At 68.3% G+C, this 17,565-nt stretch carries 14 protein-coding genes and 1 pseudogene; 11 read left to right on the plus strand and 4 right to left on the minus strand.

The genetic code is table 11. From position 1 onward, the window contains the following. Positions 1-4 precede the first annotated feature (4 nt). The 7 genes and pseudogenes from murG to lpxC all read left to right on the plus strand — a co-directional run. A pseudogene (gene murG, locus VGN58_RS03340) lies at positions 5-1,045 on the plus strand (undecaprenyldiphospho-muramoylpentapeptide beta-N-acetylglucosaminyltransferase); the annotation flags it as partial. Positions 1,046-1,181: 136 nt separating this feature from the next. Continuing rightward, the gene (murC, locus tag VGN58_RS03345) at positions 1,182-2,633 is read left to right on the plus strand and encodes a UDP-N-acetylmuramate--L-alanine ligase (RefSeq protein WP_327481602.1); all 1,452 of its coding nucleotides are present in this window, start codon (positions 1,182-1,184) and stop codon (positions 2,631-2,633) included. Further along, positions 2,630-3,592, plus strand: a complete 963-nt coding sequence (locus VGN58_RS03350; protein WP_327481604.1) for a D-alanine--D-alanine ligase — start codon at positions 2,630-2,632, stop codon at positions 3,590-3,592. Before murC ends, VGN58_RS03350 begins: the two co-directional genes overlap by 4 nt. After that, positions 3,589-4,374 carry a cell division protein FtsQ/DivIB gene (locus VGN58_RS03355; protein WP_327481606.1) on the plus strand — a complete coding sequence of 262 codons (786 nt, stop codon included), beginning with the start codon at positions 3,589-3,591 and terminating at the stop codon, positions 4,372-4,374. The genes VGN58_RS03350 and VGN58_RS03355 overlap by 4 nt, the downstream gene beginning before the upstream one ends. After that, positions 4,371-5,606: a cell division protein FtsA gene (ftsA, locus tag VGN58_RS03360; RefSeq protein ID WP_055940270.1), complete on the plus strand. Its 1,236-nt coding sequence runs from the start codon at positions 4,371-4,373 to the stop codon at positions 5,604-5,606. The genes VGN58_RS03355 and ftsA overlap by 4 nt, the downstream gene beginning before the upstream one ends. 252 nt (positions 5,607-5,858) lie before the next feature. Beyond that, a complete protein-coding gene (gene ftsZ, locus VGN58_RS03365) occupies positions 5,859-7,085 on the plus strand; it encodes a cell division protein FtsZ (protein WP_296278474.1) in 1,227 nt (408 codons plus the stop codon). A 215-nt stretch (positions 7,086-7,300) separates the two neighbouring features. Next, entirely contained in the window at positions 7,301-8,215 is a 915-nt protein-coding gene (lpxC, locus tag VGN58_RS03370) for a UDP-3-O-acyl-N-acetylglucosamine deacetylase (protein ID WP_327481610.1), read from the plus strand. Between the two features lie 201 nt (positions 8,216-8,416). On the opposite strand, the gene VGN58_RS03375 is transcribed toward lpxC, so the two are convergent. Continuing rightward, on the minus strand, positions 8,417-8,884 hold the full coding sequence (locus VGN58_RS03375) for a DUF721 domain-containing protein (protein WP_327481612.1): 468 nt from the start codon (positions 8,882-8,884) through the stop codon (positions 8,417-8,419). Positions 8,885-9,024: 140 nt separating this feature from the next. Between VGN58_RS03375 and VGN58_RS03380 the strand changes: the two genes are divergently transcribed. From VGN58_RS03380 to VGN58_RS03395, 4 genes are all read left to right on the plus strand, one after another. Then, positions 9,025-9,843, plus strand: a complete 819-nt coding sequence (locus tag VGN58_RS03380; protein WP_414710744.1) for a M23 family metallopeptidase — start codon at positions 9,025-9,027, stop codon at positions 9,841-9,843. A 171-nt stretch (positions 9,844-10,014) separates the two neighbouring features. After that, positions 10,015-12,768 carry a preprotein translocase subunit SecA gene (secA, locus tag VGN58_RS03385; protein ID WP_327481617.1) on the plus strand — a complete coding sequence of 918 codons (2,754 nt, stop codon included), beginning with the start codon at positions 10,015-10,017 and terminating at the stop codon, positions 12,766-12,768. 116 nt (positions 12,769-12,884) lie between these two features. Further along, entirely contained in the window at positions 12,885-13,835 is a 951-nt protein-coding gene (locus tag VGN58_RS03390) for a Nudix family hydrolase (RefSeq protein ID WP_327481619.1), read from the plus strand. Between the two features lie 178 nt (positions 13,836-14,013). Continuing rightward, positions 14,014-14,511 carry an REP-associated tyrosine transposase gene (locus VGN58_RS03395; protein WP_414710732.1) on the plus strand — a complete coding sequence of 166 codons (498 nt, stop codon included), beginning with the start codon at positions 14,014-14,016 and terminating at the stop codon, positions 14,509-14,511. Between the two features lie 156 nt (positions 14,512-14,667). Here VGN58_RS03395 and coaE read toward each other — a convergent pair whose 3' ends face one another. The 3 genes from coaE to VGN58_RS03410 are packed head-to-tail and all read right to left on the minus strand — an operon-like array spanning position 14,668 to position 17,490. Then, a complete protein-coding gene (gene coaE / locus VGN58_RS03400) occupies positions 14,668-15,315 on the minus strand; it encodes a dephospho-CoA kinase (RefSeq protein WP_327481623.1) in 648 nt (215 codons plus the stop codon). 45 nt (positions 15,316-15,360) lie between these two features. Continuing rightward, entirely contained in the window at positions 15,361-16,224 is an 864-nt protein-coding gene (locus VGN58_RS03405) for an A24 family peptidase (protein ID WP_327481625.1), read from the minus strand. A gap of 3 nt (positions 16,225-16,227) precedes the next feature. Next, complete coding sequence (locus VGN58_RS03410; RefSeq protein WP_414710733.1) at positions 16,228-17,490, minus strand: type II secretion system F family protein; 1,263 nt, start codon at positions 17,488-17,490, stop codon at positions 16,228-16,230. Positions 17,491-17,565 lie beyond the last annotated feature (75 nt).

Below are 17,565 nucleotides of genomic sequence, written 5' to 3' on the forward strand. Positions count from 1 at the left end.
CGTGATGATCATGGCCGGTGGTACCGGTGGCCATATCTTCCCCGCGCTGGCCGTTGCCAAGGTGCTGCGCGCGCGTGGCGTGCCGGTGGTCTGGCTGGGTGCCGACGGCGCGATGGAGACGCGCCTGGTGCCGCCGCACGACATTCCGCTGGACACGCTGGCGATCACCGGCCTGCGCGGCAAGGGAACGCTGGCGCTGCTGGGCGCGCCGGTGCGCGTGCTGCGTGCGATCCGTGCCGCCGGCTTCGTGCTGCGCCGCCGTGCGCCGCGGGCCGTGGTGAGTTTCGGCGGTTTCGCATCGGGCCCGGGTGGCGTGGCGGCCAAGCTGATGGGCCTGCCGCTGCTGGTGCACGAACAGAACCGCGCGGCCGGCTTCACCAACCGCGTGCTGGTCAAGGTCGCGCGTCGGGTGATGACCGGGTTCCCGGGCGCCTTCCCGTCGCGGGAAGAGGTCGTCGGCAATCCGGTGCGCGACGAGATCGCCGCCCTGCCGCCGCCGGCCGAACGCTTCGCCGGTCGAAGTGGTCCGCTGCGCGTCCTCGTGCTGGGCGGCAGCCAGGGCGCGCGTGCGCTGAACCTGGCCGTGCCGAAGGCCATCGCGACCCTGCCTGCGGGCAGTATCGACGTGCGCCACCAGTGCGGCGAGAAGCTGCGTGACGAAGCGGCCAAGGCCTATGCCGATGCCGGCGTGTCCGCCAGCGTCGAAGCCTTCATCACCGACATGGCCGACGCCTACGCCTGGGCGGACCTGGTGGTCTGCCGTTCCGGCGCGTCGACGCTGGCGGAACTGTGCGCGGTCGGCGTGGGCAGCGTGCTGGTGCCGTTCGCCCAGGCCGTCGACGACCACCAGACCCGCAATGCCGACTACCTGGTCGAACGCAATGCCGCCGTGCTGCTGAAGCAGGACGACGCGCTCGCCGACCGCCTGGCCTCGGCGCTGCGTCGCCTGATCGACGACGCCGGTGCGCGCCTGTCGATGGCGACCGCGGCGCGCGCGCTGGCGAAACCCGATGCGGCCGACCGCATCGCCGACATCATTCTTGAGGTGCAGCCGTGATTCGTGATGGGGGATCCGTGATTCGTGAGGGCAACAGTAAGCGAGGCGTGTTGACGCTGCGCGGGAGCGCTTTTGCGAATCCCGAATCACGAATCACCCATCTCGCGGCCACCGGAGGTGCCCGATGATCGCCGCCGCGCGCGAGCGCCGGCTGCAGCACACCGGTAACCTGGCCCAAGCGTTCCGCCGGGTGCATTTCGTCGGCATCGGCGGTTCGGGCATGAGCGGCATCGCCGAGGTGCTGTGCACGCTGGGCTATGAGGTGTCGGGTTCGGACAATGCCGACAACGCCGCCACCCGCCGGCTGGCCTCGCTGGGTGCGCGCGTGATGCGCGGCCACAATGCGTCGAACGTGCTGGGCACCGACTGCGTGGTGGTCTCCAGCGCGATCAGACACGACAACCCCGAGTTGATGGAAGCGCGCAGCCAGCGCATTCCGATCGTGCCGCGCGCCGCGATGCTGGCCGAACTGATGCGCTTCCGTCGCGGCATCGCCGTGGCCGGCACGCATGGCAAGACCACCACCACCAGCCTGGCCGCCGCCGTGCTGAGCGAGGGCGGGCTGGACCCGACCTTCGTTATCGGTGGCCAGCTGCTCGCCGCCGGCGCCAACGCCAAGCTCGGCGACGGGCAGTGGCTGGTGGCCGAGGCCGACGAGAGCGATGGCAGTTTCCTGCGCCTGAATCCGCTGATCTCCATCGTCACCAACATCGATGCCGATCACCTGGAGAACTACGGCAACGACTTCGAGCGGGTGAAGGCGGCGTTCGCCGAGTTCCTGCAGCGCCTGCCGTTCTACGGCCTGGCGGTGCTGTGCATCGACGATCCGGAAGTCGCCGCCATCGCCGCCGACACGCCGCGCCACGTGATGAGTTACGGCTTCGCCGAGAACGCCGACGTGCGTGCCGAGGACGTGACGCAGGAAGGCGGTCGCATGCACTTCACCCTGCGCCTGCCGGAAGACGCCAGCATCCGCGTCAGCCTCGCGCTGCCGGGGCGCCACAACGTGCAGAACGCGCTCGCCGCCGCGGCGGTGGGCTGGCAGCTGGGCGTATCGCCGGAAAACATCGCCGCCGCCCTGGAGAAGTTCGCCGGCATCGGCCGCCGCTTCAACGACCTGGGCGAGATCGTCACGCCGCAGGGCGCGCGCGTGCAGCTGGTCGACGATTACGGTCATCACCCGAGGGAACTGGCCGCGGTGTTCGCCGCTGCGCGCGGCGGCTGGCCGCACAAGCGCCTGGTGGTGGCCTTCCAGCCGCACCGCTACAGCCGCACGCGCGACCAGTTCGACGCGTTCGCCGCCGTGCTGTCGGAAGCCGATGCGCTGGTGCTGAGCGAGGTGTATCCGGCCGGCGAACAGCCGATCGCCGGTGCGGATTCCAAGTCGCTGGCGCGCGCGATCCGTGCGCGCGGCCGCAACGAGCCGGTGGTGGTCAGCCAGGTCAGCGAACTGGTCGATGTGCTGCCCGACGTGCTGCAGGACGGCGACCTGCTGCTGCTGATGGGGGCCGGCGACATCGGCCACATGTCGCATCACATCGCGGCGCACGGCTTCGCCGCGAAGGATTCCGCATGAGCGCTGTGACCGTGCCGCCGCTGCGCGTGACCGACGCCTCGCGCTTCGGCCGCGTCGCCGTGCTGCTGGGCGGCGTGTCCAGCGAGCGCGAGGTGTCGCTGAACTCGGGGCAGAACGTGCTCGACGCGCTGCTCGCCCGCGGCGTGCAGGCGTTCGCCGTGGATGGCGTGCCGGCGCTGGTCGAGGCGATCCGCGCGGGCAAGGTCGACCGCGTGTTCAACATCATGCACGGCGGCGATGGCGAGAACGGCGTGCTGCAGGGCCTGCTGCAGTCGCTCGGGGTGCCGTACACCGGCCCCGGCGTGCTGGGTTCCGCGCTGACGATGGACAAGATCCGCACCAAGCAGGTGTGGCAGGCCGCCGGCCTTCCCACCGCGAGCTTCGTGCGCATTCCCGCCGGCGGCGATCTGGTCGCGGCGGTGCGCACGCTCGGCTTCCCGGTGTTCGTGAAGCCGTCGGCCGAAGGCTCCAGCGTCGGCGTGTTCCAGATCCAGGGCGAGGACGACCTCGCACCGGCGGTCGCGTTCGCGTCGACGTATCCCGGCGAACTGCTGGCCGAGCAGATGCTGACCGGTGGCGAATTCACCGTCGCCATCCTCGGCGACCTGGCGCTGCCGTCGGTGCGCATCGTGCCGGCCACGGGCTGGTACGACTACCACGCCAAGTACATCGCCGAGGACACGCAGTACGTCTGCCCGGGCCTGGACGATGCCGGCGACGAAGCGCAGATCCGCGCGCTGGCGCTGGACGGCTTCCGCGCCGCCGGCTGCAGCGGCTGGGGTCGCGTGGACGTCATGCGCCACGCCGACGGCCGTTTCCTGCTTATGGAAGTCAACACCGCGCCCGGCATGACGAGCCATTCGCTGGTGCCGAAGGAAGCGGCGCAGGTCGGCATCGGTTTCGAGGAGCTGTGCTGGCGCATCCTCGAGCAGACGGTGCCGGAGGTGGCGGGCCGATGAACGCCGCCCTGCGCATCCTGACCTGGCTGATCGCGCTGGCGCTGGTGGCACTGCCGGTCGTGGCCGTGGTCAATGGCTGGATCGGCGCCGATCGCTGGCCGCTGACCCGCCTGCGCGTGCAGGGCGAACTGACGCGCGTGGATCCGGCCCAGTTGCAGGCCACGGTGCTGCCCTACGCGAAGCGCGGGTTCTTCGCGGTTCGCCTGGAAGACGCCAAGCGCGCGGTCGAGCAGCTGCCCTGGGTCGAGCGCGCGGATGTCCGCAAGCGCTGGCCGGACGTGCTGGAGGTACGCATCACCGAGCACAAGCCGTTCGCGCGCTGGGGCAACGACAAGCTGCTGTCCGAGCACGGTCGCCTCTTCCCGATGCCGAAAGAACTGACCGGCCTGGACCTGCCGCAGCTCGGCGGTCCCGAGTCGCAGGTGCAGGAAGTGACCGCGCTCTACAACGAATCGCGCCAGCTGTTCGCGCCGATGGGGCTGGACGTCACCACGCTGGTGATGGACGCGCGCGGCAGCTGGTCGCTGCTGCTGGGCAACGGCACGCAGGTCGTCGTCGGCCGCACCGATGCGCGTCCGCGCCTGGGCCGCTTCGCGCGGATGCTGCCGCAGCTGCTGACCGCGGCGCAGGCGCAGCCGCTGGTGCGCGCGGACCTGCGCTACACCAACGGCTTCGCGCTCAGCTGGGGCGAGGTGCCCAAGGCGTCGCCGCCGGCCGCCCCCCCGACTCCATTGCCTGCGCCGATCGCGGTCGCAGGTCGTCTTCTGCAGGGCATTACATGAATCGCAAGGGTGACAAATCGCTGATCGTCGGGCTGGACATCGGCACCTCCAAGGTGACGGCGCTGGTCGGCGAGTACGCACCGGGCAATCCGATCGAAGTGATCGGCATCGGCTCGCACGAATCGCGCGGGCTGAAGCGCGGCGTCGTGGTCGACATCGAGTCCACCGTGCAGTCGATCCAGCGCGCGATCGAGGAAGCCGAACTGATGGCGGGCTGCGAGATCCGCTCGGTCTACGCGTCGATCTCCGGCAACCACGTGCAGTGCCGCAACTCGCCCGGCATCGTGCCGATCCGCGACGGCGAAGTGACCTGGGGCGACTTGGACCGCGTGCTGGAAGCCGCCAAGGCGGTTGCCATCCCGGCCGACCAGAAGATCCTCCACGCCATCCCCCGCGAGTACAAGCTGGACAACTCGCAGGAAGGCATCCGCAACCCCGTCGGCATGACCGGCGTGCGCCTGGAAGTCGACGCGCACCTGGTGTTCTGCGCGCAGTCCGCGGCCGCCAACATCAGCAAGTGCGTGCAGCGTTGTGGCCTGCAGATCGACGACCTTATCTTCTCGTCGCTGGCCTCCAGCGTCGCCGTGCTGACCAGCGACGAGCGCGAACTCGGCGTGGTACTGGTCGACATGGGCGCGGGTACGACCGACCTGGCGGTGTTCGTGCAGGGCGCGATCTGCCACACCGCGTCGCTGCCGATCGCCGGCGACCAGGTGACCAACGACATCGCGCACATGCTGCGCACGCCCACGCCGGAAGCCGAGCAGATCAAGGTGCGTTACGCCTGCGCGCTGGCGCAGCTGGCCACGGCGGAGGAAAGCATCCAGGTGCCCAGCGTCGGCGACCGCCCGCCGCGCCGCCTGCCACGCCACGCACTGGCGCAGGCCGTGCAGCAGCGCTACGAGGAGATCTTCGAGATGGTGCAGGCCGAACTGCGCCGCTCCGGCTTCGAGGAGCGCGTGCGCGCCGGCATGGTGCTGACCGGCGGCGCCGCGAAGATGGAAGGCGTGGTCGAGCTGGCCGAAGAGATGCTGCAGATGCCCGTGCGCGTCGGCATCCCGCAGCACGTCACCGGCCTCGGCGAAGTGGTCGGCAACCCGGTGCACGCCACCGGCGTCGGCCTGCTGCTGATGGGCAGCCAGATCGAACACCCCCGGCGTCCGTCGCTGCCCACGGGCAAGGCGGGCAGCTGGTTCAAGAAACTGCAGAACTGGTATCGCGGTGAATTCTGACGAATTCACCGCGTGGGATTCGTGATTGGAGATTGGTGATTCGCAAGAGCAAGAGCAGGCAAGAGCGGTAGTCGAGGACAGAGAGCAGAGCAGCAAGCGGAAGGTAGACGGAACGATTGCGGTAGCGCGGTACGCAACAACAACTAAAACACAACAACTCGTCGTGAGGCGTTGCGGGATCGGATGGCGGATATGCGCTCTCCGAATCACCAATCCCGAATCACCTATCACGGCACCAAAGAGGACAAGGACATGGCACATTTCGAACTGGTTGAAAAGATGGCCCCGAATGCGGTGATCAAGGTCGTGGGCGTGGGCGGCGGCGGCGGCAACGCCGTGGCGCACATGGTCAACGGCAGCGTGGACGGCGTGGAGTTCATCACCGCCAACACCGACTCGCAGGCGATCAAGAACTGCGGCGCCAAGCTGCAGCTGCAGTTGGGCAGCAACGTCACCAAGGGCCTGGGCGCAGGCGCGAATCCGGAAGTCGGCCGCCAGGCCGCGCTGGAAGACCGCGAGCGCATCATCGACGCCCTCGACGGCGCCGACATGGTGTTCATCACCGCCGGCATGGGCGGCGGCACCGGCACCGGCGCCGCGCCGGTCGTGGCGCAGCTGGCCAAGGAGATGGGCATCCTGACCGTCGCCGTGGTCACCAAGCCATTCCCGTTCGAAGGCCGCCGCCGCATGCAGGTTGCGCTGAAGGGCATCGAGGAGCTGAGCCACCACTGCGACTCGCTGATCACCATCCCGAACGAGAAGCTGATCACCGTGCTGGGTCGCAACGCGACGATGATCCAGGCCTTCCGCGCCGCCAACGACGTGCTGCTCGGCGCCGTGCAGGGCATCGCCGACCTGATCGTGCGTCCGGGCCTGATCAACGTCGACTTCGCCGACGTGCGCACCGTGATGAGCGAGATGGGCCTGGCCATGATGGGTACAGGTTCGGCCCGCGGCGACGACCGCGCGCAGGCCGCCGCCGAGGCCGCGATCCAGAACCCGCTGCTGGACGACGTCAACCTCAACGGCGCCAACGGCATCCTGGTCAACATCACCGCCGGCCCGGACTTCACGATGGCCGAGTTCGACGAAGTGGGCCGCACCATCGAAGGCTTCGCCTCGGAAGACGCGACGGTCGTGGTCGGCACCGTGCTGGACCCGGACATGCAGGACGAAGTGCGCGTGACCGTGGTGGCCACCGGCCTGAACCGCAACGCCGCCCGCCAGCCGGTCGGCCGTGGCGGCGACCTGCGCGAGCCGATGCGCGCGCCGATCAAGCTGGTCCGCGACGCCACCACCGGCATGCCGATCGACGACGGCTTCTCGATGGACCCGATCAGCGCCGCCACCAGCGGCTTGGGCCTGCGTCGCGGCTCGGCCTCGCCGGCGCCGTCGGCACCGGCGTCCGCCCCGGTCGCGGCGGAACTGCCGTCGGACTACCTGGACATCCCGGCGTTCCTGCGCCGCCAGGCCGACTGATGTGATGTGCTCCTTCCCCCGCTGGCGGGGGAAGGGGCTGTGTACTGCCATGTCCCTTCGCTGCCGGGCCTTCGCCGGCCCGGCAGCCCTTTCCCGACGGCCCTACCAGACCGGTGTTGCAAGGGTGGGACAGACCGGTTCTTCCGTTAAGATTCAGTGGTCTGCGTGATACTCTCGCTGCCCGCTCAGGTTCCCCCCACCTGCGAACCCCTCCGATGGCCCAGCAACGCACCCTCAAGAACGTGATCCGCGCGACGGGCGTGGGGCTGCACAGTGGCGAAAAGGTCTACATGACCCTGCGTCCGGCGCCGGTGGATACCGGCATCGTGTTCCGGCGCGTCGACCTGTCGCCGGTGGTGGAGATTCCCGCCAGCGCCCAGCTCGTCACCGAGACCACGCTGTGCACCGGCCTGACCTGCGAAGGCGCCAAGGTGCAGACGGTCGAGCACCTGATGTCCGCGATGGCCGGCCTCGGCGTCGACAACGCCTATGTGGAACTGTCCTCGGCCGAGCTGCCGATCATGGACGGCTCCGCGGGTCCGTTCGTGTTCCTGATCCAGTCCGCCGGCATCGCCGAGCAGGACGCCCCGAAGCGTTTCATCCGCATCCTCCGCACGGTCGAGGTGACCGAGGGCGACAAGGTCGCGCGCTTCGAGCCCTACGACGGCTTCAGGCTGGGCTTCACGGTCAAGTTCGACCATCCGATGATCCCGGCCTCGCAGTCGCGCGCGGAGGTGGAGTTCTCCACCGGCGCCTACGTGAAGGAGGTCGCGCGCGCGCGCACGTTCGGCTTCATGCGCGACCTGGAGTACATGCGCGAGCGCAACCTCGGTCTCGGCGGCTCGATGGACAACGCCATCGTGCTGGACGAGTTCCGCGTGCTGAACGAGGACGGCCTGCGCTACACGGACGAGTTCGTCCGTCACAAGATCCTCGATGCCATCGGCGATCTCTACCTCGCCGGCCGCCCGATCCTGGGCGCGTACGAGGGCTTCAAGTCCGGCCACGCCCTCAACAACAAGCTGGTCCGCGCCCTGCTGGCCGAGACCTCGGCCTGGGAAGAAGTGACCTTCGAGGACCGCGCCATGCCGTCCCCGGTCGCCTACGCGACGCCGGCCTTGGCCTTCTGAGACCTCCGTCCCTCCGGGACGGTGAATCCGTTGTCGCCCGGTTTCCCACCCCTGTCACACAGGGGCGTGCGAATGGTTACGCCTTCGCGAAATCGTGAACTGTGTCAGATTTTGTGGCCGGAAATAACATATTCCTAACCTTCGGCTAACGACCCGACAGGCGGTGGCCGGTACCATGCCCCGTCCCTCGTGATGGCCGAGTCAAATTTTCCGGCCCCCGCGATGACCGCCCCGAGGGGAGGTCGCACCGGCGGAGTCCGGTTCGGACAGGAGGTCGAGGGCCGCTTGCAGCCCTCTGCGGGAGGCCTCCGATACGGGTACCACCGGGTTCTGCGCAGGCTTCTGGAGCGGTGCGAGGCTGGTTTTGGCGGTGACTTCGGTGACCGCCAGTCCGATGGATTGGGCCACGTTGATCAATTCGGGTGCCGCCAGGCGTAGCCGGGCGTTCCACACGGGGGAGTCGACGATAAAAACGAGCCGTTTGCCCGCCACGTTCGCCAACCGGCAATGCGGCGCCAGGGCAGGCGGAAGGCAGGGGCGAAGCTGCTGTTCCAGGGCGTCGAGCCACAGGGCGCGACGCACCGGGTCGGTGGCGGCATCCGTCAGCGCGGCCTGCAGGGCAGGTTGTGCGATGCCGGCGCGGCGCGGCTTGGACTTCGAATCAGACATCGGTATCTATGAGCTTTAAGACGATCGTAAACAATACGCGCACCTGGTGGGCCCATGCGTCCGCCCATGGGGCCTACCGCATCCGTCTCGCGTTCCATGCGCGTCCGCTGGCCAGTGCCGCGGTGCTGGTCGCCGCCGGCCTGGTGGTCGGCGTGGTCGGGCGCAGTGCCGCCGGCATGGGTCAGGTCTCGCTGCTGCAGGCCAAGGCCGAACAGCGCGACGCCGAACTGGACCAGGTCCGCCGGGGTGCCCAGCAGGAGATCAATGCCATGGCCGCGCGCCTGGGCGAGCTGCAGGCGCAGGCCAACCGCCTGAATGCACTCGGCGAGCGCCTGACCCGCGTGGGCCAGCTGCAGGACGGCGAGTTCGATTTCAACGAGCCGGTCGGCGTCGGCGGCAACGACGTGTCCTACGACATGAAGCCGGCCGACCTGAAGGACGGCGTGGACAAGGTGGAACAGCAGTTCGCCGCCTCCGGCCGGCAGCTGTCGGTGCTGGAGGCGCTGCTGTTCAACCGCGAGCTCGACAGGAATGCGACGCCCGGCCGCATGCCGATCGCCAACAGCTACATCACCTCCGGCTTCGGCGGTCGCGCCGATCCGTTCGGCGGCGGCGGCCAGAACCACAAGGGCATCGACTTCAAGGCGCGCGTGGGCGACCCGGTGCTGGCGGTGGCCGATGGCGTGGTGAGCTTCGCCGGCGTGAAGGGCGGCTACGGCAACGTCATCGACGTGGACCACGGCAACGGCTACGTGACCCGCTATGCGCACAACTCGCGCCTCAGCGTGCGGGCCGGCGACCTGGTGCGCGTGGGCCAGGAAGTCGCCAAGGCCGGCTCCACCGGCCGCTCGACCGGCGCACACGTGCATTTCGAGGTGTGGGAGAACGGGCGCGTGGTCAATCCGCGCAAGTTCCTGGGCGAAGGCCCGACGCCGGTGGGACAGGTCAAGCGCGGTTGATCCGCGCGGAACCAATCCGGGGCGGGGCGGTCTGACGGCCCGCCTTGATTCCCCGGGCGGCGCCCCAAGCTACAATACGGTGTTGCCAGACAGGGCGCCTTGCGCCCTGTTTCGTTTTGGGGCCGCACACGCTGCGCCGCCCCGGCGTTCCCTTCCTTTCCGGTTCCCTACATGATCAACAACCTGCTCACCCGTGTCTTCGGCAGCCGCAACGAGCGCCTGCTCAAGCAGCTGCACCGCACCGTCGACAAGATCAACGCACTGGAAGCGGAGCTGCAGAAGCTCACCGACGAGCAGCTGAAGGCGAAGACGCCGGAGTTCCAGCAGCGCATCGCGGGCGGGGAATCGCTCGACAAGATCCTGCCCGAAGCCTTCGCGGTCTGCCGCGAGGCCAGCCGCCGCGTGCTGGGCATGCGCCATTACGACGTGCAGCTGATCGGCGGCATGGTGCTGCACCTGGGCAAGATCGCCGAAATGCGCACCGGCGAAGGCAAGACGCTGGTCGCCACGCTGCCGACCTACCTCAACGCGCTGGAAGGCAAGGGCGTGCATGTCGTCACCGTGAACGACTACCTGGCCCGCCGCGACTCGGCCTGGATGGGCCGCCTGTACAACTGGCTGGGCCTGAGCGTGGGCGTGGTGTATCCCGGCATGCCGCACGGCGACAAGAGCGCCGCCTATGCTGCCGACATCACCTACGGCACCAACAACGAATTCGGCTTCGACTACCTGCGCGACAACATGGCGATGTCGCGCGCCGACCGCTTCCAGCGCGGCCTTCACTACGCCATCGTCGACGAGGTCGACTCCATCCTGATCGACGAGGCCCGCACGCCGCTGATCATTTCCGGCCCGGCCGACGAATCGCCGGAGCTGTACATCCGCGTCAACCGCATCGTGCCTCAGCTGATCAAGCAGGAGAACGAGGAAGGCGAGGGCGACTACTGGGTCGACGAGAAGGGCAAGCAGGTGCACCTGTCCGAGGCGGGCATGGAGCATGCCGAGGAGCTGCTGCTGCAGGCGGGCATCATCAGCGAGGAAGAGCCGCTGTACGGTGCCAACAACCTGTCGGTCGTGCATCACCTCAACGCCGCGCTGCGCGCGCATGCCATCTACCAGCGCGACGTCGATTACATCGTGCGCGACGGCGAAGTGGTCATCGTCGACGAATTCACCGGCCGCACGCTGACCGGCCGCCGCTGGTCCGACGGCCTGCACCAGGCGGTCGAGGCGAAGGAGGGCGTGCCGGTCCAGCGCGAGAACCAGACGCTGGCCAGCGTGACGTTCCAGAACCTGTTCCGCATGTACAACAAGCTGTCCGGCATGACCGGCACGGCCGATACCGAAGCCTTCGAGTTCCAGAGCATCTACGGCCTGGAAGTCATCGTCATCCCGACCAACCGCCCCACGGTGCGCAAGGATTCGCCGGACCAGGTGTTCCTCAACCGCCAGGGCAAGTTCAAGGCGGTGCTGGCCGACATCCAGGACTGCTACCAGCGCGGCCAGCCCGTCCTGGTGGGTACCACCTCGATCGAGACGTCGGAAATGCTGTCCGACTTCCTCACCAAGGCCGGCGTGCCGCACGAGGTGCTCAACGCCAAGCAGCACGAGCGCGAGGCGCACATCGTCGCGCAGGCGGGCCGTCCGGGTGCGATCACCATCGCCACCAACATGGCCGGCCGCGGTACCGACATCGTGCTGGGCGGCTCGCTGGAAGCCGAGTACGAAGCACTGGGCGAGGATGCCGACGACGCGGCGCGTGCCGCCGTCAAGGCCGAGTGGCAGAAGCGCCATGACGCGGTGAAGGCCGCCGGCGGCCTGCACATCGTCGGCACCGAACGCCACGAATCGCGCCGCATCGACAACCAGCTGCGCGGCCGTTCGGGCCGCCAGGGCGATCCGGGTTCGTCCCGCTTCTACCTGTCGCTGGAAGACAACCTGATGCGCATCTTCGCCTCGGACTGGGTCCAGAAGGCGATGAAGCTGATCGGCATGAAGGAAGACGACGTCATCGAGGACAAGCTGGTCAGCCGGCAGATCGAGAAGGCCCAGCGCAAGGTCGAGGCGCACAACTTCGACATCCGCAAGAACCTGCTGGACTTCGACGACGTCAACAACGACCAGCGCAAGGTGATCTATGCCCAGCGCGACGAACTGCTCGACGCCGAGTCGGTGAAGGACAACATCGACGGTATCCGCGGCGACGTGGTGGCCGAAACCGTGGCCCGCTTCGTGCCGCCGAATTCGGTGGACGAGCAGTGGGACCTGCAGGGGCTGGAACGCGAACTCGGCGAGGAGATGGGCGTGGACCTGCCCGTGTCGCGCTGGCGCGAGGAGGCCGAGGAACTGGACGCCGAGACCATCGAGCGCCGCGTGCAGGAGGCGATGGACAAGCACTTCGCCGACAAGGAAGCGGTGATCGGCGACGAGACCATGCGGGCGCTGGAAAAGCACATCATGCTGACCGTGCTCGACAAGAACTGGAAGGAGCACCTGGCGCGCATGGACTACCTGCGCCAGGGCATCCACCTGCGCGGCTACGCGCAGAAGCAGCCCAAGCAGGAGTACAAGAAGGAAGCCTTCGAGCTGTTCTCCAGCATGCTGGAGCGGGTGAAGAGCGAGGTGGTGACGCTGCTGTCGCGCGTGCGCATCCGCAGCGAGGAGGAAGTCGCCGCGCTGGAAGCGCAGGAGCGCGCGATGGCCGAGGCGCAGGCGCGGCAGATGCAGTTCCAGCACCAGGATGCCGGCGGCTACGGCGCCGACGAGGAAGCCGAAGAGGCGCAGCGCCTCGCCGCGGCGCAGGGCGGCTACGTGCAGTCCGGCCCGATGCCGGCGCACCGCGACGCGCCCAAGGTCGGCCGCAACGATCCCTGCCCCTGCGGCAGCGGCAAGAAGTTCAAGCACTGCCACGGCCAGCTGGCCTGACCTACTGCCGTCACCGCTGACCGGAGAAGCCGCGCACCGCGCGGCTTCTTCGTTGCGTTCCCGGAAAGCGTCAGGACTATTTGCGTCTACCGACCGGTTCCCGGCAAGCTTCCTTCATGTCCCTTCCGTTGCGCTCCATCCATGTCATGGCCGCCGTCATCACCGACGCGCGCGGCCGCATCCTGCTCGCCCGCCGCACCGAAGGGCGCGACCTGGCCGGACGCTGGGAGTTTCCCGGCGGCAAGCAGGAGCCGGGGGAAGCCCGCGAGGATGCGCTGGTGCGCGAACTGCGCGAGGAGCTCGGCATCGAGGCCCGCGTGGGCGGGCACCTCATCAGCGTGCCGCAGCAGTACCCGGACAAGCGGCTGTGCCTGGAGGTTCGGCACCTGGCCGGCTGGACCGGAACGCCGCGCGGGCACGAAGGCCAGGCGCTGGCCTGGGTCGCGCCCGACAAGCTGACGCGCTACGACATGCCGCCGGCGGACCGTCCGGTGGTGGCGGCGCTGTTGCAGCCGGATCGCTACCTGGTCACGCCGGAACCCGAGGACCCCGCGCGCTGGCTGGCATCGCTGGAGCAGGCGTTGTCGCAGGGCATCCGCCGGGTGCAGGTGCGCGCACGCAGCGTGTCGGGCGACGCGTGGCGATCGCTCGCGACGGCGGCGGTCGCCCGCTGCCGCGCGGCCGATGCGGAGGTGCTGCTCAATGGCGACATCGCCCTCGCCCAGCACCTGCAGGTGGGCGTGCATCTGCGCGCCGCGCAGCTCGTCGGACTGCAGGCCCGCCCGCTGCCCGAAGGGCTGCCCGTGGCCGCGTCCTGCCACACGGCGGCCGAGCTGCAGCAGGCGGAAGCCTTGGGTTGCGACTTCGCGGTGGTGGGCAGCGTCCTTCCCACCGTCAGCCACCCTGACGGCGAGCCGCTGGGATGGCCCGGCTTCGCCTCGCTGCGCGAAGGGGTGTCGCTGCCGATCTACGCGATCGGCGGCATGACGGTCGATCATGTCGCCGATGCGCGCCGGCATGGCGCGCAGGGGATCGCCGCGATCCGGGGTTTGTGGCCGGCGACGTAACGTATCGTGGGCATGGCCCGCTCCCACAAAGCGACGTGCTCTGTAGGAGCGCCCTTGGGCGCGATGCTTTGCTGTCCGGCCTGGAAGAGCATCGCGGCATGTCCCCCTCCGGCCTCTGACGGTTAGGCGCGGCGATGCCTGATGTGCATGTCGAACGCAAACCAGCAAGTTGGCTCGCATGCCCCGTCCCGTTTTCCCGCATGCAGGTCATGCGGCGCTCCGGCGCCATCGCCTCCATCTCCCAGGTCATGTGTACCTGGTGACTGCGACCACCATTGGGCGCCAACCCTTCTTCAAGGAATTCGCACCCGCTTGCAGGGCCGCGCGCTGCCATCTCGACCCTGACGTCTACCGCGAATCGCGGCTGCTGGCGTGGGTGTTGATGCCGGACCACGGACATTGGTTGGTCCAGGTTGGCGACGGCGATCATCTTGCGTCGATCATGAACCGGATCAAGTCCGCCACAGCGCGCGCCTATAACGGAGATGCGGGGCGTACCGGTGCGCTCTGGGCACGGGCATATCACGAGCGCTTGTTGCGTGGGGAAAGTGACGTGAGGGCTGCGGCGCGTTACCTGGTCGCAAATCCCGTCAGGGCAGGGTGGGTGAAACGCGTGGGCGACTACCCGTTCTGGGACGCCGTGTGGATCGCGGACCGCATTCCGAAGGCGTTGTAGGAGCGCCCCTGGGCGCGATGCGTTCCGGTGCGTGTTCCAAGAGCATTGCGGGCATGGCCCGCTCCTACAAAGCGGCGCGACGTGCTCTGTAGGAGCGCCCTTGGGCGCGATGCTGTGCTGTCCGGCCTGGAAGAGCATCGCGGGCATGGCCCGCGCCTACAGGGGGCGATTGTTCGCCATGGAATGCGTGTTTCCGGCTTCCGCCAGCGCCAGATAGCGCCGATGCAGGTCGCCCGCCGCGCGCTGCAGGTGGGCGATGTCGCCGTCGTTGACCACGATGTCGTCGGCAAGCGCCAGGCGCACCGCGCGCGAGGCCTGGGCGGCCATCATCTTTTCCGCCAGGACTGCGTCGATGCCGTCGCGCTGCATCAGCCGCCGCTTCTGCACCTCGGTCGGCGTGTCGACCACCAGGATACGGTGCAGCCACGGGTAGGCCGCGCGCCCGCCGCCTTCGGCCAGCAGCGGGACCGTCGCGATGGCGTAGGGGCTGGTGGCCTGCCGGCAGATCTGTTCCAGGCGCCGACGTATGGCGGGGTGCAGGATCGCTTCCAGCGCGCGCCGTTCCGCGTCGTGACCGAACACGCGCACGCGCAGGGCCGCGCGGTCGAGCTGGCCGTCGGCCTGCAGCACCTCATTGCCGAAGCGTTCCACCACGGCCGCCAGCGCGGGGGTACCCGGCTGGACCACCTCGCGCGCCAGCAGGTCGGCGTCGGCCACGACGATGCCGTGCGCGGCGAATGCCTTCTCCAGTGCGCTCTTGCCCGAGGCGATGCCGCCGGTCAGTCCGATGAAGTACTCGCTCATGGGCCGATTATGGGACAGGGCGCCGCACGCGCACCCGCGCGCGGATCACTTCAGCCCGGCGAACCGCAGATAGGCGTCGACGATCTGCTGGCCCCAGAAGAAGACGATCCAGCCGGCGATCGCCAGATAGGGGCCGAACGGGATGGGCGTGGCGCGGTCGCGACCCTTGATGGCCAGCCAGACCGAGCCGACCACGGCGCCGACCAGCGAGGAGATCAGGATGATCGGCAGCACGCCGCTCAGGCCGACCCAGGCGCCGAGCGCGGCCAGCAGCTTGAAGTCGCCGCGCCCCATGCCTTCCTTGCCGGTGACCTGCTTGAACAGCCACCACACCAGCCACAGCGACACATAGCCGGCGATGGCGCCCAGCAGCGCGGGCTTGGCCGGCATGTAGAGATTGTCCAGGCTGCCGATCAGGCCCAGCCACATCAGCGGCAGGGTCAGCTGGTCGGGCAGCAGCCGGGTGCGCAGGTCGATCCCGCTCAGCGCCACCAGATAACAGCTCAGCAGCGCCGCGCCGAAGCCCTGCCAGCCGAAGCCGAACCGCCACACCGACGCCACCGCCAGCAGGGCGGTCAGCAGTTCGACGATCGGGTATTGCGGCGAGATGGGCGCCTTGCAGTGCCGGCACTTGCCGCGCAGGGCCAGCCAGCTGAACAGCGGGATGTTCTCGTACCACGACAGCGCGGTCTTGCAGTGCGGGCAGTGCGAGCGCTCCACCACGATCCCCGGTGGCGGTGGATCGTAGATCTCCGGCTCCTCCAGCACCTCGCGGGCGTCGCGCTTCCACTCCCACTCCAGCCGCCGCGGCAGCCGCAGGATGACCACGTTGAGGAAGCTGCCCACCAGCAGGCCAAGGCCCGCCACCACCGGATACCCCAGTTCGGGGTGCTGATCGAGGAATGCCACTACTTAACCGGCGACCGTCGCCGCGACCTTGAAGATCGGCAGGTACAGCGCCACCACCAGGCCGCCCACCAGCACGCCGATGATGACCATGATGAAGGGCTCGATCAGGCTCGACAGCGCATCCACCGCGTTGTTGACCTCCTGCTCGTAGTACTCGGCCACCTTGAACAGCATGTTGTCCAGCGCGCCGGCTTCCTCGCCGATGGCGGTCATCTGCACCACCATGTGCGGGAACTGCTGGGTCTGCTTCATGGCCATGTTCAACGGATAGCCCACCGACACGTCGTCGCGCATGCGATGGACGGCCTTCTCGTACACGGTGTTGCCGGTCGCGCCGGCCACGGTTTCAAGCGCCTCGACCAGCGGCACGCCGGCCTTGAACGTCACCGCGGTGGTGCGGGCGAAGCGCGCAATCGAGGAGTTGTGCATGATCTGGCCGATCACCGGCACTTTGAGGATCAACCTGTCGACCGCGTGCTGGAACGCCGGCGACCGCTTGAACATGTACATGCCCAGGAAGCCGGCGCCCACCACCAGCGCCAGGATCAGCCACCACCAGCTGACCATGAACCGCGACATCCCGATGACCATCTGGGTGAAGTAGGGCAGCTCGGTGCCGAATGTCGCGAACGTCTCCTCGAAGGTGGGTACCACGAAGATCAGGATCACCGCGCAGACCAGGATCGCCACGGCGATGACGGCGGTGGGGTAGAACAGCGCCTTCTTGATCTTGCCCTTCAGCGCCTCCAGGTTTTCCTTGTAGCTGGCGATGGTTTCCAGCACGGTTTCCAGCACACCGGCCGACTCGCCCGCGCGCACCAGGTTCCGGTACAGCTCGTCGAACTGCACCGGGTGCTTGCTGATCGCCTCGTAGAGCGACGAGCCGCCTTCGATGTCGAAGCGGATCTGCTGCACCATCTTGCCCATGCGGGGGTTCTTCTGGCCGCCCTCGATGATCTCCAGCGACGTCACCATCGGCACGCCGGACTTCATCATCGTGGCCAGCTGGCGGCTGAAGAAGGCGACTTCCTTCGCGGAAATGGTCTTGCCCGCCGACCCGAACAGCGGCTTGGGCTTCACCTTCACCACGCTGGGCGTGATGCCCTGCTTGCGCAGCTCGGCACGCAGGAAGTTGGCGTTCTTCGACGCCTGCTCACCCTTCATCTTGACGCCGCGCTTGTCGGTGCCCTCCCAGACGAACAGGTTGAGCGGATTCTCGCGCGCGGGCGCGGATGTAGTCTTCGCAGCGGAACGGGTCACGGCCATCGGTAGTCCCCTGTCCGGATTTCCCCACCCGGACTGTCAATGCCGCATGGTAGCCGGTAATCGGCCCAATGGAAG

The organism is Pseudoxanthomonas sp., from assembly GCF_035999195.1.
Taxonomy (GTDB): domain Bacteria; phylum Pseudomonadota; class Gammaproteobacteria; order Xanthomonadales; family Xanthomonadaceae; genus Pseudoxanthomonas_A.